Source organism: Streptomyces sp. BE303 (assembly GCF_036290945.1).
Taxonomy (GTDB): Bacteria; Actinomycetota; Actinomycetes; order Streptomycetales; family Streptomycetaceae; genus Kitasatospora.
In genome coordinates, this window is record NZ_JAQYWZ010000281.1 from 1 (window position 1) to 283 (window position 283).

The 283-nt window shown below is 67.5% G+C and carries 1 protein-coding gene; it reads left to right on the forward strand.

Annotated elements, in window-relative coordinates; translation table 11 throughout:
* A partial coding sequence (locus PUR56_RS02265) for an ATP-binding cassette domain-containing protein (RefSeq protein WP_329947622.1) occupies window positions 1–283 on the forward strand: 283 nt, incomplete at both ends.

Genomic DNA, 283 nt, shown 5'->3' on the forward strand with positions numbered 1-283 from the left:
CGAACCGCCGGGATCCGCATCATCCCCCAGGAACCCGAGATCATCCCCCACGTCTCCGTCGCCGAGAACGTCTACGCCGGCTCCCTCCCCCGCAAAACCGGCCGACGCCTCGACCGCACCGAACTACGCCGCCGCATCACCACCGACCTCAAACGCCTCGGCTTCGACAAAGTCCTCGACCCCGACCTCCTCGGCTCCCAGCTCACCCCCGCCCAACGCCAACTCGTCGAAATCCTGCGCGCCCTCACCGGCGACGCCAAAGTCATCGCCTTCGACGAACCCA